This window comes from Verrucosispora sp. WMMA2121, assembly GCF_027460185.1.
Lineage (GTDB): Bacteria > Actinomycetota > Actinomycetes > Mycobacteriales > Micromonosporaceae > Micromonospora > Micromonospora palythoicola.
In genome coordinates, this window is record NZ_JAPZBH010000006.1 from 4,118,180 (window position 1) to 4,142,962 (window position 24,783).

The window sequence follows — 24,783 nt, forward strand, 5'->3', positions numbered from 1 at the left end:
TCCGGCGGTGAGCGTACGTTTCGAGGAACTGGCCTGGCGGGCGACACCGATCGGCGAGATCAGTCTGCGCCGACGTCGCGATCCTCGGCTCGACCTGGACGTGTACGAGGTCAAGCTCGACGACGAGTTTCTGATGTCGAGCCTGTTCACCGCCGGGGAGATCGAGCTGGCCCGGTTGGGGTTGGCGGCGCTGGCCGGCGACCGCCTCGACGTGGTCGTCGGTGGGTTGGGGCTGGGCTACACCGCCCGCACCGCGCTGGCGGACGACCGGGTCGCCGCCCTGTTGGTGGTGGAGGCGGTCGAGGACGTCATCGACTGGCACCGGCGCGGCCTGCTGCCCTTCGCCGCCGGACTGGCCACGGACCCGCGTACCCGGCTGGTGCGGGCCGACTTCTTCGCCCAGGTGGCCGGTCCGCACGGCCTCGACCCCGACGACGCGGGGCGTCGCTTCCACGCGGTGCTGCTGGACGTCGACCACTCCCCCCGCCACCCGCTGCACCCGAGCCACGCCGCCTTCTACCGGCCGGACGGGTTGCGCCGGCTGACGCGGCTGCTGCATCCCGGCGGGGTGTTCGCCCTCTGGTCGGACGACCCACCGGACCCGGACTTCGAGGCCACCCTGGCCGCGGTCTTCCCCACCCACCGCAGCCACGTGGTGCGGTTCGCCAACCCGCTGACCGGCGGCGAGTCGGCCAACACCGTCTATCTGGGGCAGCTGCCCGGCTGAGCCGGGGCGGGTACCCACGCGGACGGCATGATCCGGGTGGGAGCGGGTAGCCGGTCCGGCAACCGCGCCCGGACCGGCCGGGCGGCCGGGTGGGAGGTGGAGATGCGTGCCCTGCTCTGGGTCGTCGGCGTGGTCGCCGGGGTGCTGGTCCTACTGGGGCTGCTCCTCGAAGCGGTCCGTTGGCTGGTGATCATCGGCGTCATCGCGCTCGCCGCGGTGATCGTGCTGGCCTTCGTGCGGGGCCGCCGGTCCGCCCACAACTACCCCAACCGCCGCTGAGTGCCTCTCGTCCCGGCCGCGGCGGTCAACTCGTCGTCGTAGCGGGCGAGGGCTCGTCCGTCGGCGGAGTACGCGATCAGCCGGCCGTGGGCCATGGTGGCCGAACGGAATGAGAACGTCCGCACACCGGGATAGGCGGCCAGCAGCGGGATGGTCCGGGGTGGGCCGCCCGGGGCGGAGTGGTAGTCCAGCCGCGCCACCTGGTCGGAGACCACACCGTTGACGCGCACCTTGGTCTTCTCGCTGCGGGTGCCGAAGGTGACCGGGGCGCCGGTGCCGTAGCGGGCGCACTCCACCTGCCCCCGGCAGACGAAGAAGTACCGCGGATTGACCACGTCCGGCAGGCCGTACGCCTTGAAGGTGGGGTCGGCTCCGGCGGGCAACGGCTGCACGGCGAAGAACGCCAGTGCCCCGAGGGACGCGACGGCCACCCGCAGCCAGCCTCGCCGGAGAGACCGAGCGGGCTGGGTGCGGTTGGCGGTCAGCGCGACCGCGCCGAATCCCGCCACACAGAGCGCGACCGCGCCCACGGCGCGGGCGTTCTCGAAGAGGAACTGCACGCCGGGTCGCATCGACACCGGAGCCAGCACCGCACCCAGCGACAGCACCATGCTGGCCAGCAGCAGGGCGCCGGCGACCTTCCGGGTCACGCCGACGGAACCCACCAGCAGCATCGCGGCCAGCACCGTCCAGACCTGGTGATGGGTCCAGGAGACCGGCGACGCGGCCACGGTGGCGCAGCCGACCAGCACCGCCGCGTGCCCCGGACGCCCCAGCCGGGACAGCCCCCGCGCCCGCAGCACCGCCAGGGCGCAGATGACGAGCACCAGGGCGAACCAGACCAGCGGCAGGGCTCCCGGGTCCAGGCCGAGACGAAGCAACATCCCGTGCACCGACTGGTTGCCCAAGGACGCCAGGTTGCCGATCCGGGAGGTCTGGGTGACCGTGCCCGCCCAGTAGGTCAGGCTCTCGGCGGGCAGGATGGCCAGGGCGAGCGCCCCACAAGCGACGAAGGCGCCCAGCGCTCGGCCGGCGTCGCGGTACCGGCCGCAGACCAGGAAGTAGAGCACGAACAGCAGCGGGGTCAGTTTGATCGCCGCCGCCACGCCGACCAGCAGGCCGCGCGTCCGCGACGGTGGTGCCATCCCGTCGAGCAGCGCCATCAGCACGATGAAGATGCTCACCTGACCGAAGCGCAGGTTGCTCTGCACGGGAGCGGCGACCATCAGCACCACCGCGACCGCCGCGATGCTGACCGCCGCCGACGTCGTCGCCCGGCCCTCGGTCGCACCGGGCAACGGTATGGCGGTGCGGCCGGCGGCGAGCGCGCGACCGACCGGGACGGCGAGGGCGATCACGGCGGCGCAGGTCGCCGCCAGCCAGAACGCTTCGACCACACCCAGCGGCACGGTCGTGATCGGCCAGAGCACGAGCGCCGCGAAGGGCGGGTAGGTGAACGGCCCCCCGTTCGGCGCCACGTACCCGTAGAGCGGTCGCCCGGCGCGCAGGTCGGTCAACGCTCCGTGATAGATGTGCAGGTCGGACAGGCGGTCCGGGCGTCGCAGCACCAGGGCGACGGAGACCAGCGCCGCGACCGCGAATCCGACCCACAGCAGCGCCGCTCGACGATCCCGCATGCACAGAGAATAGATCTCCCCGGACCGCTGGGCGTGCGGCCGTTCGCCGCTCGGCGCGGCTCCGCCACCGCTCAGCGCGGCTGCCGCGCCACGCCTTGTGACGCCCACCCGCCGACGAAGACAATCATCGATGTTCTGAGAGCCGGACGAGGTAGGGCACCGGGCAGCCCTCGATCGGAACACCACCATGTCCCCTTCCGTCCGGAGGACCCGTTCCATGAGAAGAGCGTTCCGACTGTGGTCTGCCGTCCTGGCGACCATCGTCCTGACCGCGTTCGCCGCGCTGTCGCTGCCGACATCGGCCTCGGCCGCGACGCTGACCGAGGTGACGAACTTCGGCACCAACCCGAGCAACCTGCGGATGTACCTCTACGTACCGGACCGGGTCGCGCCACGGCCGGGTCTGCTGGTGGTGGTCCACTACTGCACCGGCAGCGGGCCCGCGATGTACTCGGGCACCCAGTACGCCCGCCTGGCCGACCAGTACGGCTACATCGTGATCTACCCGTCGGTGACCCGCAGCAGCCAGTGCTTCGACGTCTACTCGCAGCAGGCGTTGCGGCGCGGTGGCGGCAGCGACCCGGTCGGCATCATGTCGATGGTGGACCACGTCCGGAACCGCTATCCGGTGGACCCGGCCCGGATCGCCGCGACGGGCACCTCGTCCGGCGCGATGATGACGAACGTCCTGCTCGGGCTCTACCCGGACGTGTTCCGCGCCGGTGCGGCGTTCGCCGGCGTGCCGTTCGGCTGCTTCGCGACCACCGGCGGCTCGGAATGGAACAGCGAGTGCGCCAACGGGCAGATCAACCGCACTCCGCAGCAGTGGGGGGACCTGGTGCGCAACGCCTACCCCGGCTACACCGGACCCCGGCCGCGGATGCAGATCTGGCACGGCACCAACGACGAGATCCTGCGCTACCCCAACTTCGGCGAGCAGATCGAGCAGTGGACCAACCTGCACGGGCTGAGCCAGACCCCGACCTTCACCGACAGTCCGCAGTCCGGCTACACCCGGACCCGGTACGGCGGTTCCGGCGGTACCGCACCGGTCGAGGCGATCAGCATGCAGGGCGTGTCGCACAACCTGCCGGTCGACGCCGCGCAGGCCATCCGGTTCCTCGGACTCGACACCGCGTCCCCCACCCCGACGCCGACGCTCACTCCCACCCCAACCCCCACCCCCACCCCCACTCCCACGCCGACGCCGACGCCGACGCCGACGGTCACTCCCACGCCGACGCCGACGCCCACCACGCCGCCGCCAGGCACGGGCTGCCGGGTCGGGTACGCGGTGAACGCCTGGAACACTGGGCTGACCACGTCGGTGACCATCACCAACACCGGCGTCACGGCGGTCAACGGCTGGAACCTGTCGTTCACCCTGCCCGGCGGGCAGACCATCACGAACGGCTGGAACGCGACCTACTCGCCGACGTCCGGGGCGGTGACCGCCCGCAACGTCTCCTACAACGGGACCATCGCCCCCAACGGCTCGGTCACCATCGGCTTCCAGGCCAACCACAGCGGCAACACCGCCAGCCCGTCCTCGTTCACCCTCAACGGCACCACCTGCGCGGTCGGCTGACCGTCGCACCCGGCCCGGTGTCCGTACGGCTACCGCCGTACGGACACCGGCGTCGCCACCGCCCGTTTGGCTTGAGGCAAACCGGAAGATATATTCCTGTCGATATCAGGAAAGCGCTTGCTCTGCGTCGTTCACCACTCCGGCACGCGCTCCGCCACCACACCCGTCCCCGGAGGAACCCGCATGCTGTTCAGGACAGGAAGACGAACCCCTCGGCGCTGGCTGGTCGTCGTCAGCACGATGGCGCTGCTCGGCGTCGGCGTGCTGGTGGCCCCGCCGAGCGCCCAGGCCGCGACGGTCGACCCCAACGCCACCTATGTGTTCGTCAACCGGCACAGCGGCAAGGCGATGGACGTGTGGAACTGGTCCACCGCCGACAACGCCCCGGTCAACCAGTACGCCCGCAACGACGCCGCCGTCCAGCAGTGGCGGTTCGTCGACGTGGGGAGCGGCTACTACCAGGTCCGCTCCGTACACAGCGGCAAGGTCCTCGAACTGCCGAACGCCACCGACGGTGTCCAACTCGTGCAGAACACCGCGGCCAGCGGCAACACCCGCCAGCACTTCCGACTCGCCGACTCCGCCGGCGGGTACGTCCGGTTCGTCAACCGGCACTCCAACAAGGTCCTCGACGTGTGGGGCTGGTCCACCGCCGACGGCGGCATGATCTCCCAGTACCAGGACCACGACGGCGCCAACCAGCAGTGGCAGCTGGTCACCCTGGGCGGCGGAAACGGCACCGGGTGCGGCAGCGGCTCGTTCCAGGCCGAGGCGGTGCTCAACGGCGGCACCTGGACCGCCCGCAACGGCGGCAGCACCGTCTACTCCGGCAGCAGCATGCAGGCCGCCGTGCAGGCGGCGGTGAACAGTCTCAGCGCCGGCCGGACCAGCAAGCAGCGGGTGGTGGTACGCGGCTCCGGCTCGATCAGCGCCGGCTCGCGCATCTCCCTGCCCAGCTACACGACGATCGACGTCTGCGGCACGATAAACGTGACCGGTTCCGGCTCCGGTGACCAGGCGCCGATCTACTCGCGCGGCACCACCCAGGTCGAGGTGCAGAACCTCACCGTCACCGGCACGCCGCTCTACGGCATCTTCATGCGCAACGTGACGAACGTGATCCTCGGCCAGATCGACCTGCGCGTCTCCAGCGGGCTGGGGGTACGGATCGACAACCGGGGCGACACCAGCCAGTGGACGCGCAACGTGCGCATCGACAACGTGTACGTCTCCGGCACCAGCACGCACGGCGTGGAGACGTACGGCGTGGACGGGCTGACCGTCGGCACCGTGACCGCCCGTAACGTCGGCGGTTCCGGCCTGCTGCTCAACGAGACCATCAACGCCACCGTGACCACGGTCGACGCGGAGAACGCCGGCACCGGCACCGGCTACGCGGCGTTCCGCACCGCCAACCGCGCCGGCCGGATCGGCTCCGGCTACCCGATCAACATCCGGGTCGGCACCGTACGGGCACGCGGCGGCGGCCGGGGCATCTTCTGCGTCTCCGAATCCGGCGGCGTGGCGGTCAACCGGGTCGACATCGCCAACACCGGCAACAACGCGATCCTGATCGAGAACTGCTACGGCGTGGACATCGCGGCCGGCGGCGGCACCATCAGCGGCGGCGGAGAGGTCCGGCTGGCGGCGCGGACGGAGTTCCCCGGCAACCGGGACATCACCCTGCGGAACTTCACCCTGGTCAACAGCCGGATCCTGGAGAGCCCCTGCACGACCAACCTGACCATCAGCAACGTCAACCTCAGCAATTCGAGCATCAGCCGCTGCTGACCGTGCCGGGGCCGCCCGGATGTCCCCGGGCGGCCCCGGCCACGTCGGCCCGGCAGGCAACCACCCGGCGCGCGGGTAGGCCGGGAACGTCCGGCGACCGAACGGCACCCTCGGGCACCCCGGCCGGCGCCGGTTGACAGATCATGGGGGCGATCCCAGACTGGCTCGCGTCGATCCGTCGGCCGCCGGTGAGGAGCCTGGATGAAGATCGCCGATGCCCGGGTCATCGTCACCTGTCCCGGCCGCAACTTCGTCACGTTGAAGATCGTGACGGACGACGGAGTGACCGGGGTCGGCGACGCCACGCTCGCCGGCCGGGAACTCGCGGTCGCGAGCTACCTGACCGAGCACGTCGTGCCGCTGTTGATCGGCCGGGAGGCCGACCGGATCGAGGACACCTGGCAGTACCTGTACCGGGGGGCGTACTGGCGACGTGGCCCGGTGACGATGAGCGCCATCGCGGCGGTGGACACCGCGCTCTGGGACATCAAGGGCAAGGTGGCCGGGCTGCCCGTCTACCAACTGCTGGGCGGCCGCAGTCGCGACGGGGTCGCCGTCTACGGCCACGCGAACGCGCCCACCGTGGACGGGCTCCTCGCCGAGCTGGCCCGCCACCTCGATCTCGGGTACCGCGCCATCCGGGTGCAGTGCGGCGTGCCCGGGCTGACCGACACCTACGGGGTGGGACAGGACAAGCCGGCGGGCACGGCCGTCCCGGCCGAGACCGTGTGGAGCAGCGAACGGTATCTCCACCACGTGCCGTCGGTCTTCGCCCAGGTTCGCAGCGAGTTCGGGCCGGAGGTGAAGTTGCTGCACGACGTGCACCACCGGCTCACTCCGATCGAGGCCGCGCGGCTGGGCAAGTCCCTGGAGCTGTACGCGCTGACCTGGCTGGAGGATCCGGTGCCGGCGGAGTTGCAGGAGGGCTACCGGCTGATCCGTCAGCACACCACCACGCCGATCGCCGTCGGCGAGGTGTTCAACACCGTCTGGGACTGCCAGCAGCTCATCACCGAGCAGCTCATCGACTACGTACGGGCCACCGTCGTGCACGCGGGAGGCATCACTCACCTGCGCCGCATCTTCGACCTCGCCCACCTGTACCACGTACGCAGCGGGTCGCACGGCACCACCACCATGTCCCCGGTGTGCCTGGCCGCGGCCCTGCACCTCGACGTCAGCATCCCCAACTTCGGTCTGCAGGAGTACCTGCCGTACACCGAGGCGACCGACGCGGTCTTCCCGCACTCGTACCGCTTCGCCGACGGCTGCCTGCACCCGTCGGAGGAGCCGGGGCTCGGCGTCGACATCGACGAGGAGTCGGCCGCGCGGCACCCGTACCGGCCGGCTTCACTGCCGGTCAACCGGTTGGAGGACGGCACCCTGCACAACTGGTGACGTGGCGCTCGGCCTGCACCGCTGAGCCAGGCGGCACCCGGCGCGCCCGGGCCCGGCGCGGACAGGTCCGCGCCGGGCCCGGGTGTGGTGCTGACGGATCAGCTCCCGGAGCAGGCGAGGCTACCGGATGGCCCGGTGCCGGTGCCCTGGAAGCCGAAGCTGGCGGTGCCGCCGGCGGCGACGTTGCCGTTGTAGCTGACGTTGCGGAACGTCACATTGCCACTGGTGCCGCTGGGGTTGGCGTTCCAGGTGTTGGTCAACGAGCTGCCGCCCGGAAGTCCGATGGTCACCGCCCAGCCGTTCAAACTGCTGGAACCCGCGGTGACCCGGATCTGAGCGACGAAGCCACCGTTCCACTGGTCCAGCGACGCCACCGATGCGGTGCATCCGGATCCACCGGGCGGCGGGCTGCTCGGCGGGGGGCTGCTCGGCGGCGGGCTGCTCGGCGGCGGAGTCGTGGTCGGCGGCGGGGTGGTGGGCGGCGGGGTGGTCCCGCCCGCGTTCAGGGCTTCGAGCGTCGCGTTGTACGCCTGCTTCTTGTTCCCGTTGTTGTCGAACAGCAGCGGGGTGCCGTACGAGCGCCACGAGTCGCTGTCCCGGATGCCCCACACGGTGATGCCGTTGCACCGCGGGACCGCGAGGCAGTCCTGGACCACCCGACGGTACGTGTCCGCCTGCTGGGTGCCGGAGCCTTCGATGTCCAGCTCGGTGATCTGCACGTCCACGCCGAGCGCGGCGAAGCTGGACAGCGTGGTGCGGTAGTTGCTGTTGTACGCCGACTGCGCGTTGAAGTGGGACTGGAACCCGACGCAGTCGATCGGCACGCCGCGCTGCTTGAAGTCCTGCACCATCCGGTAGACGGCCTGGGTCTTGGCCCAGGTCCAGTTGTCGGTGTTGTAGTCGTTGTAGCAGAGCTTGGCGCCCGGGTCGGCGGCCCGCGCGGCCCGGAACGCGGCCTCGATCCAGTCGTTGCCGGTGCGCTGCAGGTTCGAGTCCCGCCGCGCGCCGTTGTTGCCGTCGTCGAACGCCTCGTTCACCACGTCCCACGAGTCGATCTTGCCGCGGTAGTAGGTCGCGACCTGCGTGACGTGGTTGAGCATCGCGTTGCGCAGCGCGGTGCCCGACATGTTCTGCATCCAGCCGGGCTGCTGCGAGTGCCAGGCCAGGGTGTGGCCCCGCACCTTCCAGCCCCGGGACAGGGCGTGGTTGACGATCCGATCGGCGTTGGTGTAGGTGAATCGACCCTGCTGCGGCTCGAGCGCGTCGATCTTCATCTCGTTCTCGGCCGTGACCGAGTTGAACTCGCGGTTGAGAATGCCGACATAGGTCGAGTCGGACAGCTTGTTCGCCGCCACCGCGGCACCGAAGTACCGCCCGGACTGGGCCGCGGCCGCACCGAGGGTGGACTCGGCGGCCTGGGCGCTGGAGGTCGCCACCACCACGCTGGTGGCGACGAGGGCGAGACCGACTGCGGCCGAGACCAGCGCGGCGCGCGGTCGCAGTCGGGTTGCCGGCCGCCCGCTGGCGCGGGCGTGGGCGTTGTTCATGGCGTGAGCCTTTCGACGAAGCCGTGCTGATGAATAGCCGGCCCCGACTACTGCCCAGCACGATGGCTCTCCGTCGCCGACGCGGTCGCCCGGATGCCGCGTCGGCCGGTGCACTCAGCCCGCCATCGTGAGTAGATCGAGGCTGTTGTATCGAAAACCTTATCGAAACAGCTCCGAAAGCTCAACGCGCCCCGGAACTCTTTGACCGTTCGTCCCGGTCGCTATCCGAAACCGCTGCCGTCGGCGCGCCACAGGTGGAGGTGTCACGCCGGTGAGATCTGGGCCCCCGAAACTTTCGGCCTGGCCAACCGGTCCGCGGTGGCACCGAGCGTATCGGTCAGCCAGCGCAGCTGCCGCCGGGTGTGGGTGGCCTCCCCGTGCTCGTGTCCGTTGAACGGATAGACATGCATCACGCGCTCGGGCCGCGGGCCGAACGCGGTGGCGCCGTAGTGGTTGTAGGCGGCGAACCCGGTGCTCGGGGGGCACACCATGTCCCGCAGCCCGATGCCGAAGTGGACCGGCGCGTGGGCCCGACGGGCGAAGCTGACCCCGTCGACGTAGGACAACGTGCGACGTACCGCCGGCTCCGCGTCGCGGTTGACCGCGAGGTAGTTGGCGATCTCGCCGTACGCCCCCACCTCGGTGATCTCGAGGGCCCGCTGCGGGTGACAGAGGAACGGCGCGGTGGTGAGCACCGCGGCCAGTTCGACGTCGAGCCCGGCGACGGCAAGGGCCAGTCCGCCGCCCTGGCTGTTGCCCGCCGCCACCACGCCGTGCGGGTCGACCCCCGGAAGGGCGCGCGCCGCCTCGACCGCGCGCGCCGCGTCGGTGATGAGCCGGCGGTAGTAGTAGCCCTCCCGGGTCATGATGCCGCGGGTCAGCGGCGACGGCCCCCCGGGTGCCTCGCCGTGCGGGTCCGGGGTGTCCCCCGCGCCGTACCGGCCGGACTGCCCCCGGGCGTCCATGAGCAGGTGGGCGTAGCCGGCGGCCGGCCAGATCAGGCGTTCGTGCGGCAGCCCCCGGCCACGCCCGTAGCCGACGTACTCCACGATCACCGGCAGCGCCTCGTCCACCCCGGCCGGGCGGTTGTACCAGGCCCGTACCGGGTCGCCGCCGAACCCGGCGAAGGTGACGTCCCAGCTGTCCACCAGGCGCAGGTCCGTCGGCTCAGGCCGCACGTCGAGCAGCACCGGCGACTGCGCCGCCGCGTCGAGGGTCGAGCGCCAGAACTCGTCGAAGTCGGCGGGCTCGGCCACGGCCGGCGCGTACTGCCGTAACTGGTCCAGTGGAAGGTCGAACAGGGGCATGGCTCCTCGCAGCGGGCTCGGTCACGAATGCGGTGGCGGTGCGGTGCTTTCCCGGATCACCAGCTCGGCGACCAGGTCTATCCGGCTGGTGGGCAGGGCGTTGCCGCGGGCGAGATCGAGCAGCATCTGGGCGGCGGTGCCGGCCATGTCGCGCAGAGGCTGGTTGACCGTGGTCAGGGCCGGACCGACCCAGGCCGAGAGCGGAAGGTTGTCGTAGCCGACCACCGACACGTCACCCGGCACGTCCAGGCCGAGCTGCCGAGCCGCCCGCAACACCCCGAGCGCCTGCAGGTCGGAGCCGGCGAAGATCGCCGACGGCCGGTCCGACCGGCTGAGCAACTCGATGCCGTGGGTGTAGCCGGCGTCGAGGTGGAAGTTGCCGTGCCGGATCAGGGTGGCATCGATCGGAACGCCGAGTTCCTCGTGGGCGCAACGGAAGCCGGCGGTGCGGGCCCGGGCGCAGAGCACGTCGCGCGGACCGGAGATGACCGCGATCCGGCGGTGCCCGAGATCCAACAGGTGCCGGGTGGCGATCAGCCCGCCGTTCCAGTTGTTGGAGCCGACGGTGGGCACGGAGGCCACGCTGGCGCTGTCGGTGTCGATGACGACCACGGGGATCGACTGGCGCTGCAACTGTTGCCGCTGCGGATCGGTGAGGTTGCACATCACCAGCAGCACTCCCAGGGGACGCCGGGCGACCACCGCGTCGACCCAGGACTGCGGCGGTCGGCGGGCGGCACTGAGCTGCGACAACATCACGTTCACCCCGGTCAGGGCGGCTACCGCCTCCACCCCCCTGATGATCTCCAGAGCCCAGTCGGAGCCGAACTCGTGGAAGACCAGGTCGATCTGGCCCTCGCCGGGGGCGCGGCGGGCGCGTCGACGGTAGCGGTGTCGCTGCAGGCTGGCCTCGACCCGCGCGCGGGTCACGGCGGCGACGTCCGACCGTCCGTTGAGGACCTTGGAGACCGTCGCCGAGGAGACACCGACCTCCCGGGCGATGGTCGCGATGGTGGCGGAGCCCAGCGCTGCCGACGACCGCTTCTCTGCCATCCGATCCTCTGCAACGAATCCGAAAATTTCGGAGACTGTAACACGCCGCGAGCCACCAGAGGGTGACCCGAGTCGATGCCAGCCACTCGCGGCGATGAATTCCGGCAATCGCTTACCAGCACGACAGGTGTGGTCTGGCCAGTCTTTCCGCAACCCTTGACACACCCTGTTGACGCCCTTAGGTTCCCCGACACAGGTATCCGACTGGTTTCCGAAAATTTCGATAATCGCCGTGTTCCACGGCGGTCGGCGTGGCCTGCCGGGACACCTCCCGGCCCCGGCCGGAGGGGTTCGCATGACAAGTCAGCTGCCCGTCGACGACCGATTGGCGTCCACTCACGCCGATCGGTGGCGTGATCCGACGTTACGACCGGACGAACGGGCCGACGCGCTCATCCCGCTGATGTCGCTCGAGGAGAAGCTCGCCCAGTTGGTCGGGCTGTGGGTCGGCGCGGACGCGTCCGGTGAGGGCGTCGCTCCCCATCAGACCGACATGGTCGAGCACACCCCACCGTGGTCGGAGGCGATCCGGCACGGACTGGGGCAGTTGACCCGGCCGTTCGGGACGGCGCCGGTCGACCCGGTCCTCGGCGCGCGGTCCCTGGCCGCGTCCCAGGCGCAGATCGTCGCGGCGAGCCGGTTCGGGATTCCGGCGCAGGTGCACGAGGAGTGCCTCACCGGCTTCGCCGCCTGGCGGGCGACCGTCTACCCGACGCCGCTGAGCTGGGGCGCGGCCTTCGACCCGGAGCTGGTCGAGGAGATGGCCGGGCTGATCGGCCGGTCCATGCGGGCGGCCGGTGTCCATCAGGGGCTCGCCCCGGTGCTGGACGTCACCCGTGACTACCGCTGGGGGCGCACCGAGGAGACGATCGGCGAGGACCCCTACCTGGTCGGCACGGTCGGCGCGGCGTACGTGCGCGGATTGGAACGGGCCGGTGTGGTCGCGACGTTGAAACACTTCGCCGGCTACTCGGCGTCGCGGGGCGGCCGGAACCTGGCACCGACGGCGATGGGCCGCCGGGAACTGGCGGACGTGATCCTCCCGCCCTTCGAGATGGCCCTGCGACTGGGCGGGGCGCGATCGGTGATGAACTCGTACGCCGAGATCGATGGGGTGCCGGCGGCGGCCGACGTGGAGCTGCTCACCCGGACGTTGCGTGAGCAGTGGGGTTTCGACGGCGTGCTGGTCGCCGACTACTTCGCCGTCCGGTTCCTGCAGACCCTGCACGGCGTCGCCGCCGACGCCGCGGCGGCGGCCCGGCTGGCGCTGCGGGCGGGCATCGACGTGGAGCTGCCCACCGTGGACGCCTACGGCGCGCCGCTGGCGGCGGCGGTGCGCTCCGGTGAGGTCAGCGAGGCGCTCGTCGACCGGGCCCTGCGGCGGGTGCTGATCCAGAAGATCGAGCTGGGCCTGCTCGACGAGAGCTGGCGGGAGTTGCCGGCGGACGTCGAGGCGCTGCGCTTCGACGACGAGGCCAGCCAGGCCGTCGCCCTGCGACTGGCCCGCCAGTCCGTCGTGCTGCTCCGCAACCAGGACGGGCTGCTGCCCCTCGCCGCCGACCAGCGGGTCGCGCTGGTCGGGCCGGTCGCCGACGACGCGATGGCGATGCTCGGCTGCTACACCTTCCCGCTGCACGTCGGGGTGCACCACCCCGAGCACGGCACGGGCGTCGAGATCCCGTCCCTGCGCGAGGAACTTCAACGGCGGTGTCCGCAGCTGACCCACGTACCGGGTACCGACATCACCGGCGACGACACCTCAGGCATCGCGGCGGCGGTCCAGGCGGCCACCGACGCCGACGTCTGCGTCCTGGCCGTCGGCGACCGGGCCGGCATGTTCGGCCGGGGCACCTCCGGCGAGGGTTGCGACGCGGTCGACCTCCAGCTACCCGGGGTGCAGGCCGAACTGGTACGCGCGGTGCTGGCCACCGGCACCCCGGTCGTCCTGGTGGTCCTCTCCGGCCGGCCGTACGCCCTCGGCGACGCGGTGGACCGGGCCGGCGCCATCGTGCAGGCGTTCTTCCCGGGTCAGCTCGGCGGTCAGGCGGTGGCCGAGATCCTCACCGGCGAGGTGGACCCGTCCGGGAGGCTGCCGGTCAGCGTGCCCCGGCACGCCGGCGGGCTGCCCGGCACCTACCTCACGCCCATCCTGGGCCGACGTTCCAAGGTGTCGTCGGTGGACCCGACGCCGGCGTTCCCGTTCGGCCACGGTCTCAGCTACACCACCTTCGAGTGGAGCGACGCCGCGGTCGGCGACGCGCCGGGCGGCGACACCGGGGAACCGACGACCTGGCCGGTCGACGGGGAGGTGACCGTCGGGGTCACCGTCCGCAACACCGGTGCCCGGGCCGGCACCGAGGTGGTCCAGCTCTACCTGCACGATCCGGTGGCGCAGACCACCCGGCCCGTGGTGCGCCTGATCGGGTACGCGCGGGTGCCGGTGGAGCCCGGCGGGGCGGCGCGGGTCAGCTTCGCGGTCCCCGCCGATGTCACCTCGTTCACCGGCCTGCACGGCCGGCGCGTGGTCGAGCCCGGTGAGGTGCACCTGCGGCTCAGCCGCTCCAGCGGCGACGTGGTGGCCAGCCTGGCGCTGCGGCTGGCGGGCGACGAACGCGAGGTCGGCCACCACCGGGAGCTGCTGTCCCGGGTACGCGTCGAACCGGTCGCCGGGCCGACGGCGGGGAGTCGGCCATGAGCAGCGTGACCACCCTGACCCCGTCGCCGCCCAGCCCCGACGCGACGACACCGGAACCGCCGCCACGCGTCGCCCGGCAGACCTGGCGGCGGGCGCTGCGGCGGGACTGGCAGTTGTACTCGCTGGCGATCCTGCCGCTGCTGTTCTTCCTGATCTTCCGGTACCTGCCGATGCTGGGCAACATCATCGCCTTCCGGCGCTTCCAGCCCGGCGGCAACATCTTCGGTGAGTACTGGGTCGGGCTGCGGTACTTCAAGATGTTCCTGAACGATCCGACGTTCTGGAACGTCTTCACCAACACGCTGGTCCTGGGCGCGCTGACCCTGCTGTTCTGCTTCCCGCTGCCGATCGTGCTGGCGCTGCTGCTCAACGAGGTACGGGCCCGCAAGCTCAAGCGGTTCGTGCAGTCGGTGTCCTACCTGCCGCACTTCCTGTCCATCGTGATCGTGGCGGCCATCGTCATGCAGCTGTTGTCCATGGACGGCACGGTCAACCAGCTGGTCCGCGCCGGTGGCGGTGAGGCCATTCCGTTCCTGCAGCGGCCCGAGTGGTTCCGCACCATCTACGTCTCCTCGGAGGTCTGGCAGACCGTCGGCTGGGGCACGATCCTCTACCTGGCGGCGCTCACCACCATCGACGACGACCTCTACGAGGCGGCCCGTATCGACGGGGCCAACCGGTGGCGGCAGACCTGGCACGTCACGCTGCCGGGCATCCGGCCGACGATGGTGACGCTGCTGATCCTCAACATCGGCGCCTTCATGGCGGTCGGCTTCGAGAAGATCCTGTTGCTGTACAACCCGTTGACCTATCCGACCGCGGACGTGATCTCGACGTATCTGTTCCGGATGGGCTTCCAGTCCAGCAACTTCAGCTACGCCGCCGCGATCGGGCTGTTCGAGGCGGTGATCGGGTTGATCCTGGTCGTCTCGGCGAACCTGATCGCCCGCCGCACGGTGGGGACGAGCCTGTGGTGACCGTCGACACCGCCGAGCGGCCCACCGGGTCCGCGAGCCGTCCCCGTCGCCGCGGCATCCAGGAGACCCGGGGCTACCGGGTGTTCCGGGTGGTCAACGGGATCATCCTGACCCTCGTGGTGGTGGTGACGCTCTATCCGTTCGTCAACATCGTGGCCCGCTCGTTGAGCGACGAGGCGTACATCATCGCCGGCCAGGTGAACCTCGTGCCGCGCGGGTTCACCCTGGACACCTACCAGCTGCTGATGTCCGACCCGTTGTTCTGGACGAACTACCGCAACACCGTGTTCTACACGGTCACCGCCACGGTCATCTCGATCGTGATGACCACCTGCTACGCGTACGTGCTGTCGAAGAAGCAGCTCAAGGGACGCGGCGCGCTTGTCGGCATCGCGGTCTTCACCATGTTCTTCACCGGCGGCCTGATCCCCAACTACGTCCTGGTCACCAGCCTGGGCCTGAAGAACAGCGTCTGGGCCATCGCGCTGCCCAACGCGATAAACGTGTTCAACCTGCTGGTGATGAAGGCGTTCTTCGAGAGCCTGCCGACGGAGTTGGAGGAGGCCGCCGCCGTCGACGGGCTCAACACGTACGGCATCCTGCTGCGGATCGTGCTGCCGCTGTCGAAGGCCATCGTCGCCACGATGGTGCTCTTCTACGCGGTGGCCTTCTGGAACTCCTGGTTCGCGGCCTTCCTCTACATGGACCGGCAGGAGCTGTGGCCGGTCACCGTGTACCTGCGCAACCTGATCGCCGGTGCCACCGGCGCGGAGAACGTCGGGGCGATCACCGAGGCGAACGAGGTACAGGCCGAGGCGACGCTCAAGGCCGTGACCATCGTGCTCACCACCCTGCCGATCCTCCTGGTATATCCCTTCGTCCAGCGGTACTTCGTCCGGGGCATCATGCTCGGCGCGGTCAAGGGCTGACCAGTAGCGAACACCCCTCCCACCACCGAGTTGAAAGGATCCCGCCATGTTCCGCAGATCGTGGCGTCACGCTGCGGCGGCTGCCGCCGTGCTGCTGGCCCTCGGCAGCGTCACCGCCTGTGGCGACGACTCGTCCGACAGCGAGGACCTGTCGGAGAACCGGGCCGGCGCGATGGAGAACTACGCCGTCGGTACCCAGTTCAAGGCCACCGAGCCGCTGTCCTTCTCCGTCCTCTACAACAACCACCCGAACTACCCGCTGAAGGAGGACTGGCTGTTCTGGACGGAGTTGAAGTCCCGGACGAACGTCAGCCTCGAGAAGGTCGCGGTGCCGCTGAGCGACTACAACCAGAAGCGCAGCCTGCTCATCGGTGCCGGCGACGCTCCCCTGCTGATCCCGAAGACCTATCCGCCGGACGTGCACGCGTACGTCTCCTCGGGGGCGATCCTGCCGGTCAGCGACTACCTCGATCTGATGCCGAACTTCAAGGACAAGATCGAGAAGTGGAACCTGAAGCCTGAGATCGACACGCTGCGCCAGCAGGACGGCAAGTTCTACCTGCTGCCCGGCCTGCATGAGAAGCCCTGGCACGAGTACTCGCTCGCGGTCCGCACCGACATCCTCGAAGAGCTGAACCTCCAGGTCCCGAAGACCTGGGACGAGGTCTACACCATGCTCAAGGCGATGAAGGCGGCGTACCCGGACGTCTACCCGTTCTCCGACCGGTTCAGCCAGCCCAACCCGGCCGGCAACCTGCTCAACATGCTGGCCGCGTCGTACGGTCTGGCCGGCGCGGGCTGGAACTTCCAGCACGTCAGCTGGAACGACCAGGCGCAGCAGTTCGAGTACACCGGCGCCACCGAGCAGTACAAGCAGATGCTGCAGTACCTCAACAAGCTGGTGTCGGAGAAGCTGCTCGACCCGGAGAGCTTCACCCAGACCGACGACCTGGCCCGGCAGAAGCTCGCCAACAGCAAGTCCTTCGTGATCAGCAGCAACGCTCAGACGTTGGTGAACGACTACCGGCCGGACCTGGCCGCGACCAACCCGAAGGCGAAGATCACCAAGATCCCGCTGCCGATCGGCCCGGCCGGTGAGATCAACCCGGCCAGCCGGCTGGAGAACGGCATGATGATCTCCTCGAAGGCCCGCGACAGCAAGAACTTCGTGGCCATGATGCAGTTCGTCGACTGGCTCTGGTACGCCGACGAGGGGCAGGAGTTCGCCAAGTGGGGCGTCGAGGGCACCACCTTCGTCAAGGACGCCAGCGGCAAGAAGACCCTCTCTCCGGACGTCGACATGGTCGGGCTCAACCCCGGCGCGCCCAAGCACCTGCAGAAGGACTTCGGCTTCGGCAACGGCGTGTTCGCCTACGGCGGCAAGCCCGAGCTGGTGCAGGCGTTCTTCTCGCCCGAGGAGCAGGAGTTCCAGCAGGTGATGAACGCCCGGGCGCCGAAGTCGCCGCCGCCGCCGTACCCGCTGAACGACGAGGAGCGCGAGCAGGTTTCGCTCTGGGAGACCCCGCTGAAGGACCACGTCTACCAGGCCACGCTCCAGTTCGTGCTCGGGCAGCGTGACTTCGCCGAGTGGGACGCCTACGTGGCGGAGTTGAAGAGCAAGAACATGGACGCCTACCTGGAACTGGTCAATGAGGCGCACAAGCGCTACCAGGAGAAGAACTAGCAGACCTGTCCGGTCCGGTCGTGTCGGCGCGACCGGACCGGGCACCCTCCACCCCGAGCACAGGGACGACGATGCGGATCACCGTTGCGGAGCAACCCGTCGGCCGGCTGAGCGACGCGTGGCGCCTGGCCGTCGGCACCGGCCGGCTCGACCTGGCCCTGCGCCGCGACTACCAGGACTCGTTGGCGCTGGTCCAACGCGAGATCGGCTTCCGGTACATCCGCGGGCACGGCCTGCTCAGCGACGGCGTCGGGGTGCACCGACCGTACGAGCACCGCGGCCGACGCCAGGTCCGGCACGCCTTCGGCTACCTCGACCAGATCGTCGACGCCTACCTCGAACTGGGCGTCAGGCCGTTCGTGGAGCTGGGTTTCATGCCCTCCGGGCTGGCCAGCGGCGAGCAGACGGTCTTCTGGTGGCGCGGCAACGTCACCCCGCCCCGGTCGCACACCGAGTGGGCCGACCTGGTCCGGGCAACCGTCGGTCATCTCGTGGACCGGTACGGCCTGGACGAGGTACGCGGCTGGCCGATCGAGGTGTGGAACGAGCCCGACCTCAAGGAGTTCTGGCAGGACGCCGACGCCGACGCCTACCACCGGCTCTACGAGGTGACCGCGCACGCGGTGAAGGACGTCGACGCCGACCTCCAGGTCGGCGGCCCGGCGCTCTCCCCCGGCGCCGACGACGGATGGTTGCCCCGGTTTGCCGAGTTCGTCACCGACCGTTCGGTCCCGATCGACTTCGTCAGCCGGCACGCCTACAGCTCCGGCCCGGCCCAGCACGTGCCGTTCGGCGTACACCAGACCCTCGCTCCGGCGCAGCGGCTGCTGGAGCAGTTCGCCAGCCCGCGCCGGTTGCTCGCCGGCACCGCGCTGGCCGACCTGCCGGTGCACGTCACCGAGTTCAACAGCTCGTACCGGCCGGACAACCCCGTCCACGACACCGCCTTCCACGCCGCCTACCTCGCCCCGGTGCTGGCCGGCGGCGGTGACCTGGTCGACTCCTTCGCCTACTGGACCTTCAGCGACGTGTTCGAGGAGGTGGGTGTCCCGACCACGCTGTTCCACGGCGGCTTCGGCCTGCTCACCCACCGGCAGATCCGCAAGCCCACATACCACCTGTACGCCTTCATGAACCGGCTGGGCACGCAGGTCCTGGCCCGTGGCGCGGACCACCTGGTCACCCGGGACGACACCGGCCGCATCGCGGTGCTGGCCTGGGCACCGGTCGACGTCACCGGCGGTGAACCGGTGAACGGCCACGCCGTACGCCTGTCGCTACCGGTCACCGACCCGGCCGCCCGCACCGCGTTCCTGCTGCGCTCCTCGGTCAGCGAGGAGTCCGGCAACGCCTGGCGGGCCTGGTGCGAACTGGGCCGACCGCCCTCCCCCACCGCCCGCCAACTGGACGTCCTGCGGCAGGCCGCCGAGCCGGCCCGGCGACACGGCTCGCTGCCGGTGCTGGCCGGCCGCGTCGAGTTGGACCTGCACCTGGCCCGGCACGAGGTGACCCTGGCCGAGGTGAGCCCGGTGACCGACGAGACTCCGCCCTGGTGGGACGAGCGGCGGCTGTTGGGCGGTGAGCCGTCGTGAGCACCGCCACCCGTCGTGAGTTCGGTGCCGGCCCGCTGTCCCGAGGGGCGGCGCTGATCTACACCCTGCTGGTGGTCGAGTTGCTGCTGCTGGTCTGCGCGGCGCCCGGCCTGGTGGCGCTGTTCGCGCTGGAGCGGCACGTGAGCAACCTGCCGCTGGTCGCGCTCTGCGCGGTACCGCTCGGCCCGGCCTTCTCCGCCGCGCTGTACGCCCTGCACCGGCAGCGTCTCGACCTGACCGAGCTGCATCCGTGGCGGCTGTTCTGGCGCGGGTACCGGGCCAACCTGACCGGTTCGCTGCTGGTCTGGGTGCCGACGCTGGTGTGGCTGACCGTCATCGCGGTCAACCTGGTCAACCTGTCGGCGGCGGGGGTGCCCGGGTGGTGGGCGGTGCCGCTGGTGCTGGTCGGTGCCGGGGTGTCGGTGGTCGGGGTCAACGCGCTGGTGATCACGTCACTGTTCACGTTCCGGCTGCGTGACGTGTTCCGGCTGGCCGGGTACTTCGTGCTGCGCACCCCGATGGTCGCCGCCGGCACCGTACTGCTGCTGGTGGCGGCGACGGCGCTCACCATCGTCGCCTCGGAGGCGGCGCTCGCCGCCCTCGGCTCGGTGCTGGCGCTCGCGCTGGTTCGTGGTGGCGCACCGATGACCGACATCATCGCCGAGGAGTTCGTCGAATGAGCCCGCCCGTCCCGCCCGAGGTGCCCGTCGGTGCCACCGCCGACCCGCTCACTCGGTCTCTGTGGTGAGGGTACGGAGGTTTGCGCGTACCTTCTCGAGCAGTTCGACGAACGTGGCTCGTTGATCGGTCGCCATGCCGGCGGTTGCGGTCTCGGCGAGCGTGCGCCAGGCCGCCTCGATCTTCGGGATGACGGCGCGGCCCTTGGAGGTCAACCGGATCCGGGTGGCCCGCCGATCGCCCGGTACCGGTTCCCTGACGAACCATCCGCCCTGATCGAGGCGACTCAGACTGCGGGTCACCGTGGGTTGCTCCACGCCGAGCCGGGCAGCGATCTCGGAAACCGTCATGCCGTCGGGTTCCTGGCCGAGTATCCACAGCAGGACGTCCTGCCCCGGGTGCAGGGCGAGCGCGCTGAGCGCGTCGGCCTGCGCGCTGCGGTACAGCTTGGCCACCTTGACCAGGGCTTTGTTGGTGGCCAGGACATCCGTCAGTTCCACCCGGGCAGTGTACGAGTTGACGAGTCGGCACCAACCGATCCATAGTCGGCTAACATATAGCCGACTATGGAGAAGATGGTCATGGAAACCGGTCTGTCGAACAGGGTCGCCCTCGTCATCGGGGCCTCCGGGGACATCGGCCGCGCCATCGCCCTGCACCTGGCGGCCGAGGGCGCCTCCGTCGCCGTGTCCTGGTACACCAACCAGGACGGTGCCCAGGACGTGGTCGATGCCGTCACGAGAGCCGGCGGTCGGGCCTGCGCCGTCCACCTGGATCACGGCAGCCCCACCAGCATGCCGGGGGTCATCGAGGACGTCGCCGAACGGCTCGGGCCGATCACCGTGCTGGTTGCCAACGCCGTGCGGTGGCCCTCCTTCGACGCCGACGAGATCGGTGGTCTCATCACGTCGCTGTCCGCCAACACCGTGGGTCCGGTGGCACTGATCGATGCGGCTCTGCCAGCCATGCGTACCGCCGGCTGGGGACGCATCGTCGTCGTGTCGACCGACATCGTCGCGCAACCCATGGCGGGGCCACTCGCCTACGCCACGGCGAAGGGCGCGCTCGAGACCGCCGCCCGGGTGCTCGCCGTCCGGGAAGCCCGCCACGGCATCCTGACGAACATCGTGCGTCCCGGCTTCACCCTCACCGACAAGGCACTGACCGCCCCGTTCCTGGGACCGGACGCGGTCGCGGCCGAATCGGCGAAGACCCCCACCGGTCGCATCTGCACTCCCGAGGACGTCGCCACCGCCGTCACCTACCTGGTCTCGGCGGCGAACGGTCACGTCAACGGGCAGACGTTGTCGCTGGCCGGTGGTCGGGAACTCGTCCGCGAGTGACGCCGACACGGGCACCGGTGTCCGAAGGACGCGAGTGCGCTCCACGCCCGCACGGTCCGCCACGAGCGGCGGGTGGGTGGATAATCACCGGCGATGCAGCTGTACGAGCGGTCGACCGCACTCCGGCTCCTGGACACGCTGCTGCGTGGGGCGGCCGACGGCGGTCGGGTGGGGCTGATCGCGGGCGAAGCCGGGATCGGCAAGTCGTCGGTGGTCAAGGCGTTCGCCGCGGCGTGCGGCGGCCGGGCTGTCGTGCTCTGGGGGGCCTGCGACCCGCTGGTCACCCCGCGCGCGCTGGGGCCGCTGCACGACATCGCCCGGCAGACCGGTGGTGCGCTGGCCGAGGCGGTCGCCGCCGGTGCCGGGCAGGCGGAGCTGTTCTCAGCGCTTGTCGCCGAGCTGTCCGGGCCACGTCAGCGGCCACCCAGGGTCATGGTGGTCGAGGACGCGCACTGGGCCGACGAGGCGACGCTGGACCTGCTGGTGTTCCTGGGCCGGCGGATCGAGCGACTGCCGGCGTTGCTGCTGGTGACCTACCGCGAGGACGAGGTGGGGACGGAGCACGCGTTGCGGGCCGCGCTCGCATCGGTGCCCAGATCGGCGGTGACGCCCGTCCCGGTGACACCGCTCTCCGCGGCCTGCGTCGCCGGGCTGGCTGCCGACCACGGTCGGTCGGGTGCCGAGATCTTCCAGCTCACGGGCGGCAACCCGCTGCTGGTCACCGAGCTGCTGGCCGCAGATCGCGCACTCCCGGCCACCGTCGGCGACCTGACGCGGGCACGGCTGCGTCGGCTGTCGGCCGCCGCCCGCGAGGTGGCGCATCTGGTGTCGGTGATCCCGACTAGCGCCGAGGCCGCCGTACTGGCCGGCGCGGAGGACGCCGTCGACGAATGTGTCGCGGGCGGCGTCCTGGTGGCCCGGGGCGACATGATGGCCTACCGGCACGAGTTGCTGCGCCGGGCTGTCGAGGAGTCGCTCACCCCGCCGCGACGGGCGGCTCTGCACCGCCTCGCGCTGACCCGGCTCGCCCGGATCGAGGGGACCGACCCGGCCCGACTGGTACACCACGCCCGGCTCGGCGGCGACCATGCCGAGCTCGTCCGTTTCGGTCCGCGGGCCGCCGCCGGCGCCGCCGCGCAGGGCGCCCACCGGGAGGCGGTAGCCCACTTCCGGGCGGTCCGGCCGCACGCGGCGATGCTGCCGGAAGGTGACCGGATCAACCTGCTCGAGTCGTACGCCGAGCAGGCATACCTGGCCGGAATGGCGTCCGAGGGACTGGAACCGGTCACCGCCGCAGTCGCCGAGCGGGAGAGACTCGGGGACCCGTTCGCGCTCGGCGAAAGCCTGCGCCGGTTGTCCCGGCTGGCGTGGTGGAGCGCGCAGGCGGAGCAGGCCCGCGACGCCGCCGACCGGGCCGTACGGGTGCTCGCACCGCTCGGCCCGAGCCGGGCGCTCGGGATGGCATACAGCAACCTGGCGCAACTACACATGCTGTCGCACCGGATGGCGGAGGCGGTCGAGTGGGGCGAGCGGGCACGGCGGCTCGCTGACCAGCTCGACGACCCGGCGACGTCCGTGCACGCCTCGATCAACATCGGGACGGCGCGAATGTTCGCCGACCCTACTGAGGGCCAGGCCACGCTGCGGGCAGCGCACACCACCGCGGCGCGCGCCGGACACGTCGATGACGCGGCCCGCGCACTGGTGAACCTGACCACCTGCCACGAGCAGGTCGGCGACTACGCGACCGCCCACGCGGTGGCGGAGGAGGCGCTGCGGTACGCGGACACGCACGAGCTGGGTGGCTACGTGCAGTACCTGCTCGGTGTCCGGGCGGTGCTGCGGGTCGGGCGGGGCGACTGGGACGGCGCGCTGTCCGACGCGGCCGAGTCGCTGGACCGGGCGAGCGTGGCCAGCGTGGCGATCGTTCCCGCACTGGTCGCGAAGGGACGGGTCGACGCGGCGCGAGGCGGCGACGCGGCTGCGACCCTGACCCGGGCCGTCGACGCCGCGTCAGCCACCGGCGAGCTTCAGCGGATGGCGCCGGTCTGCGCCGCGTGGGCCGAGTTTCACCTGCTCAACGGCGAGGCCGAAGCGGCTGCTCGGCAGTTGCGTCCGGCACTGCGGCTCGCGGTCGACCGGGGGCACCCCTGGTTCGCCGACGAGCTCGCGTTCTGGCTGTGGCGAGCCACCGACGAGCCGGCACCACCCGTCGCCGCGTCCACGCCCGCCGATCGGCCGTACCGGCTGTTGATGAGCGGCGACTGGGCCGGGGCCGCCGCCCTGTGGCGGGCGCGCGGCGACGCGTACCGCGCGGTCCAGGCGCTCGCGTTCGGGGACCGCGCGGCGGCCGTGGCCGCGCTGCGCGAGTTGGACCGCCTGAACGCCGTACGAGCGGCCCAGAGTCTGCGGGCCGCGCTGCGCGGGCGCGGTGTGCCGGGGGTGCCGCGCGGTCCACGGCCGGCGAGCGCCGCCAACGCCGCAGGGCTGACGCCACGTCAGGCCCAGGTGCTCGGGCTGCTCGCGGAGGGCTTCACCAACGCCGAGATCGCCAGCCGGCTGACCCTGGCACCGAAGACCATCGAGCACCATGTGGCAGCCGTGCTCGACAAACTCGGCGCGACCACGCGCGGTCAGGCGGTCGCCGCAGCACGTCGACGCCACCTCATCGGCTGAGCGTACGACCCGGTGAGCTGCTCGGCGGCCGGCTGCGGCGTACGCCAAGTTAGGGGTAATCCCCCAGGACGCGCCGGCCTTCGGACCCTAGCGTCCGGCACATGACGCACCTACGAACACCCACCGAGTCGGCACTCTACGCGGCCGAGGCCGACCGGCACGGCTATGTCCCGGCGTACGCGCGGGTCTTCGCGCTGGCGCCGCAGGCCTACCGGGCGTGGATCGGGCTGGGCGCGGCGGTGCGCGGCGGGATGGACGAGCGCCGCTACGAGTTGGTCACCGTCGCCGCGGCCAGCGCAATGAGGGCCCGCTACTGCGTGCTCGCACACGCGGCGGTGCTGCGTGACCGGCACCTCGGCGACTCTCAGCTGCGCGCCGTGCTCACTGACCACCACGCTGCCGGGCTGGACGACACCGAGGTCGCGGTCATGGACTTCGCGGCCCGGATCGCCACGGACCCGGCGTCGGCATCGGCCGAGGAGATCGAGTCGCTGCGCGGGCATGGGCTGTCCGAGTCGGACATCTTCCAGGTCATCCTGGCTGTCTGCGTGCGCCGCTTCTTCGCCGGAGCCTTGGCTGCGGCCGGCACCGTGCCCGATCCCGAGCTGGCATCCATTGCCGCCGTCGTAGCAGCCCGACCGTGAGTCCTGAACGACAGCATCCGCACGACAGCAGGAAGGACGCCATGGCGAACAAGGCAGTAGTCAGTCTCACCACCGGCCTGGAGGATCCCGAGTGGGTGACCGTCGCCTTCCTCGTGGCCGTCGGCGCAGCGGAGTCCGGTCGACCCACCCTCATGTTCCTGACCAAGGAGGCCGCTCGCCTCGCGCTCGGCCAAAGTCGGGTGCGGGCGGACCGGCAACAGCAGTAGCGTCCCGACCC

The 24,783-nt window shown here is 70.8% G+C and carries 20 protein-coding genes; 15 read left to right on the forward strand and 5 right to left on the reverse strand.

All coding sequences use genetic code 11. From position 1 onward, the window contains the following. Positions 1-7: 7 nt before the first annotated feature. Positions 8-727, forward strand: coding sequence for a spermidine synthase (locus O7605_RS27500; RefSeq protein ID WP_269741864.1), 720 nt, complete (start codon positions 8-10; stop codon positions 725-727). A 27-nt stretch (positions 728-754) separates the two neighbouring features. Beyond that, positions 755-1,006 (forward strand): hypothetical protein, encoded by a 252-nt coding sequence (locus O7605_RS27505; RefSeq protein WP_269742798.1) that lies wholly within the window; start codon positions 755-757, stop codon positions 1,004-1,006. Here O7605_RS27505 and O7605_RS27510 read toward each other — a convergent pair. Further along, positions 988-2,643 carry a glycosyltransferase 87 family protein gene (locus O7605_RS27510; protein WP_269741865.1) on the reverse strand — a complete coding sequence of 552 codons (1,656 nt, stop codon included), beginning with the start codon at positions 2,641-2,643 and terminating at the stop codon, positions 988-990. The two genes, O7605_RS27505 and O7605_RS27510, sit on opposite strands and share 19 nt — an antisense overlap. 217 nt (positions 2,644-2,860) lie before the next feature. Here O7605_RS27510 and O7605_RS27515 point away from each other — a divergent pair, with 217 nt between their 5' ends. The 3 genes from O7605_RS27515 (at position 2,861) to manD (ending at position 7,420) form a co-directional block, all read left to right on the forward strand. Next, positions 2,861-4,231 carry an extracellular catalytic domain type 1 short-chain-length polyhydroxyalkanoate depolymerase gene (locus O7605_RS27515; RefSeq protein ID WP_269741866.1) on the forward strand — a complete coding sequence of 457 codons (1,371 nt, stop codon included), beginning with the start codon at positions 2,861-2,863 and terminating at the stop codon, positions 4,229-4,231. Positions 4,232-4,414: 183 nt separating this feature from the next. Further along, on the forward strand, positions 4,415-6,022 hold the full coding sequence (locus tag O7605_RS27520; protein WP_269741867.1) for an RICIN domain-containing protein: 1,608 nt from the start codon (positions 4,415-4,417) through the stop codon (positions 6,020-6,022). Positions 6,023-6,223: 201 nt separating this feature from the next. Then, a complete protein-coding gene (gene manD / locus O7605_RS27525) occupies positions 6,224-7,420 on the forward strand; it encodes a D-mannonate dehydratase ManD (RefSeq protein WP_269741868.1) in 1,197 nt (398 codons plus the stop codon). Positions 7,421-7,518: 98 nt separating this feature from the next. On the opposite strand, the gene O7605_RS27530 is transcribed toward manD, so the two are convergent. The 3 genes from O7605_RS27530 to O7605_RS27540 all read right to left on the reverse strand — a co-directional run bounded on the left by O7605_RS27530 (position 7,519) and on the right by O7605_RS27540 (position 11,327). Beyond that, positions 7,519-8,967 (reverse strand): endo-1,4-beta-xylanase, encoded by a 1,449-nt coding sequence (locus O7605_RS27530; protein WP_269741869.1) that lies wholly within the window; start codon positions 8,965-8,967, stop codon positions 7,519-7,521. A gap of 263 nt (positions 8,968-9,230) precedes the next feature. Continuing rightward, a complete protein-coding gene (locus O7605_RS27535) occupies positions 9,231-10,274 on the reverse strand; it encodes an acetylxylan esterase (RefSeq protein WP_269741870.1) in 1,044 nt (347 codons plus the stop codon). Between the two features lie 21 nt (positions 10,275-10,295). Then, positions 10,296-11,327: a LacI family DNA-binding transcriptional regulator gene (locus O7605_RS27540; RefSeq protein ID WP_269741871.1), complete on the reverse strand. Its 1,032-nt coding sequence runs from the start codon at positions 11,325-11,327 to the stop codon at positions 10,296-10,298. 295 nt (positions 11,328-11,622) lie between these two features. Here O7605_RS27540 and O7605_RS27545 point away from each other — a divergent pair, with 295 nt between their 5' ends. The 6 genes from O7605_RS27545 to O7605_RS27570 all read left to right on the forward strand — a co-directional run bounded on the left by O7605_RS27545 (position 11,623) and on the right by O7605_RS27570 (position 19,884). Next, positions 11,623-14,022 (forward strand): glycoside hydrolase family 3 N-terminal domain-containing protein, encoded by a 2,400-nt coding sequence (locus O7605_RS27545; RefSeq protein ID WP_269741872.1) that lies wholly within the window; start codon positions 11,623-11,625, stop codon positions 14,020-14,022. After that, positions 14,019-14,999, forward strand: coding sequence for an ABC transporter permease (locus O7605_RS27550; RefSeq protein WP_269741873.1), 981 nt, complete (start codon positions 14,019-14,021; stop codon positions 14,997-14,999). The genes O7605_RS27545 and O7605_RS27550 overlap by 4 nt, the downstream gene beginning before the upstream one ends. Continuing rightward, positions 14,996-15,928 (forward strand): carbohydrate ABC transporter permease, encoded by a 933-nt coding sequence (locus tag O7605_RS27555; protein WP_269741874.1) that lies wholly within the window; start codon positions 14,996-14,998, stop codon positions 15,926-15,928. The genes O7605_RS27550 and O7605_RS27555 overlap by 4 nt, the downstream gene beginning before the upstream one ends. Positions 15,929-15,974: 46 nt before the next feature. Beyond that, on the forward strand, positions 15,975-17,612 hold the full coding sequence (locus tag O7605_RS27560; RefSeq protein WP_269741875.1) for an ABC transporter substrate-binding protein: 1,638 nt from the start codon (positions 15,975-15,977) through the stop codon (positions 17,610-17,612). Positions 17,613-17,683: 71 nt separating this feature from the next. Continuing rightward, the gene (locus tag O7605_RS27565) at positions 17,684-19,204 is read left to right on the forward strand and encodes a GH39 family glycosyl hydrolase (RefSeq protein WP_269741876.1); all 1,521 of its coding nucleotides are present in this window, start codon (positions 17,684-17,686) and stop codon (positions 19,202-19,204) included. Next, entirely contained in the window at positions 19,201-19,884 is a 684-nt protein-coding gene (locus O7605_RS27570; protein ID WP_269741877.1) for a DUF624 domain-containing protein, read from the forward strand. The genes O7605_RS27565 and O7605_RS27570 overlap by 4 nt, the downstream gene beginning before the upstream one ends. A 48-nt stretch (positions 19,885-19,932) precedes the next feature. Here O7605_RS27570 and O7605_RS27575 read toward each other — a convergent pair whose 3' ends face one another. After that, a complete protein-coding gene (locus O7605_RS27575; protein ID WP_269741878.1) occupies positions 19,933-20,382 on the reverse strand; it encodes a MarR family winged helix-turn-helix transcriptional regulator in 450 nt (149 codons plus the stop codon). An 81-nt stretch (positions 20,383-20,463) separates the two neighbouring features. Between O7605_RS27575 and O7605_RS27580 the strand changes: the two genes are divergently transcribed. The 4 genes from O7605_RS27580 (at position 20,464) to O7605_RS27595 (ending at position 24,772) form a co-directional block, all read left to right on the forward strand. Further along, entirely contained in the window at positions 20,464-21,225 is a 762-nt protein-coding gene (locus O7605_RS27580; RefSeq protein ID WP_269741879.1) for an SDR family NAD(P)-dependent oxidoreductase, read from the forward strand. Between the two features lie 93 nt (positions 21,226-21,318). Then, positions 21,319-23,901: an ATP-binding protein gene (locus O7605_RS27585; protein ID WP_269741880.1), complete on the forward strand. Its 2,583-nt coding sequence runs from the start codon at positions 21,319-21,321 to the stop codon at positions 23,899-23,901. 101 nt (positions 23,902-24,002) lie between these two features. Next, positions 24,003-24,545, forward strand: a complete 543-nt coding sequence (locus tag O7605_RS27590; protein ID WP_269741881.1) for a carboxymuconolactone decarboxylase family protein — start codon at positions 24,003-24,005, stop codon at positions 24,543-24,545. Further along, complete coding sequence (locus tag O7605_RS27595; protein ID WP_269741882.1) at positions 24,542-24,772, forward strand: hypothetical protein; 231 nt, start codon at positions 24,542-24,544, stop codon at positions 24,770-24,772. Before O7605_RS27590 ends, O7605_RS27595 begins: the two co-directional genes overlap by 4 nt. The last annotated feature ends 11 nt before the right edge of the window (positions 24,773-24,783 follow it).

Excerpts from the sequence above, each read along its gene's own strand:
- O7605_RS27505 (WP_269742798.1), top strand. The coding sequence starts at position 755 with ATGATCCGGGTGGGAGCGGGTAGCCGGTCCGGCAACCGCGCCCGGACC.
- O7605_RS27510 (WP_269741865.1), bottom strand. The coding sequence starts at position 2,643 with ATGCGGGATCGTCGAGCGGCGCTGCTGTGGGTCGGATTCGCGGTCGCG.
- O7605_RS27515 (WP_269741866.1), top strand. The coding sequence starts at position 2,861 with ATGAGAAGAGCGTTCCGACTGTGGTCTGCCGTCCTGGCGACCATCGTC.
- O7605_RS27520 (WP_269741867.1), top strand. The coding sequence starts at position 4,415 with ATGCTGTTCAGGACAGGAAGACGAACCCCTCGGCGCTGGCTGGTCGTC.
- manD (WP_269741868.1), top strand. The coding sequence starts at position 6,224 with ATGAAGATCGCCGATGCCCGGGTCATCGTCACCTGTCCCGGCCGCAAC.
- O7605_RS27530 (WP_269741869.1), bottom strand. The coding sequence starts at position 8,967 with ATGAACAACGCCCACGCCCGCGCCAGCGGGCGGCCGGCAACCCGACTG.
- O7605_RS27535 (WP_269741870.1), bottom strand. The coding sequence starts at position 10,274 with ATGCCCCTGTTCGACCTTCCACTGGACCAGTTACGGCAGTACGCGCCG.
- O7605_RS27540 (WP_269741871.1), bottom strand. The coding sequence starts at position 11,327 with ATGGCAGAGAAGCGGTCGTCGGCAGCGCTGGGCTCCGCCACCATCGCG.
- O7605_RS27545 (WP_269741872.1), top strand. The coding sequence starts at position 11,623 with ATGACAAGTCAGCTGCCCGTCGACGACCGATTGGCGTCCACTCACGCC.
- O7605_RS27550 (WP_269741873.1), top strand. The coding sequence starts at position 14,019 with ATGAGCAGCGTGACCACCCTGACCCCGTCGCCGCCCAGCCCCGACGCG.
- O7605_RS27560 (WP_269741875.1), top strand. The coding sequence starts at position 15,975 with ATGTTCCGCAGATCGTGGCGTCACGCTGCGGCGGCTGCCGCCGTGCTG.
- O7605_RS27565 (WP_269741876.1), top strand. The coding sequence starts at position 17,684 with ATGCGGATCACCGTTGCGGAGCAACCCGTCGGCCGGCTGAGCGACGCG.
- O7605_RS27580 (WP_269741879.1), top strand. The coding sequence starts at position 20,464 with ATGGAAACCGGTCTGTCGAACAGGGTCGCCCTCGTCATCGGGGCCTCC.
- O7605_RS27585 (WP_269741880.1), top strand. The coding sequence starts at position 21,319 with ATGCAGCTGTACGAGCGGTCGACCGCACTCCGGCTCCTGGACACGCTG.
- O7605_RS27590 (WP_269741881.1), top strand. The coding sequence starts at position 24,003 with ATGACGCACCTACGAACACCCACCGAGTCGGCACTCTACGCGGCCGAG.